The organism is Klebsiella sp. 10982 (assembly GCF_048589245.1).
In the GTDB taxonomy this organism is placed as follows: Bacteria; Pseudomonadota; Gammaproteobacteria; order Enterobacterales; family Enterobacteriaceae; genus Klebsiella; species Klebsiella quasivariicola.
In genome coordinates this window covers 1-396 of sequence record NZ_JBMAXV010000151.1, presented here as the reverse complement: position 1 = coordinate 396, position 396 = coordinate 1, and the positions used below count along the sequence as shown (strand labels likewise).

The window sequence follows — 396 nt, the reverse complement described above, 5'->3', positions numbered from 1 at the left end:
TTTTGTCTTATTCAAAGGCCTTACATTTCAAAAACTCTGCTTACCAGGCGCATTTCGCCCAGGGGATCACCATAATAAAATGCTGAGGCCTGGCCTTTGCGTAGTGCACGCATCACCTCAATACCTTTGATGGTGGCGTAAGCCGTCTTCATGGATTTAAATCCCAGCGTGGCGCCGATTATCCGTTTCAGTTTGCCATGATCGCATTCAATCACGTTGTTCCGGTACTTAATCTGTCGGTGTTCAACGTCAGACGGGCACCGGCCTTCGCGTTTGAGCAGAGCAAGCGCGCGACCATAGGCGGGCGCTTTATCCGTGTTGATGAATCGCGGGATCTGCCACTTCTTCACGTTGTTGAGGATTTTACCCAGAAACCGGTATGCAGCTTTGCTGTTA

Annotated in this window: 1 pseudogene; it reads right to left on the bottom strand. The window is 50.0% G+C overall.

The features are described from left to right. Positions 1-20 precede the first annotated feature (20 nt). A pseudogene (locus tag ACKLKD_RS28030) lies at positions 21-396 on the bottom strand (IS6-like element IS26 family transposase); the annotation flags it as partial.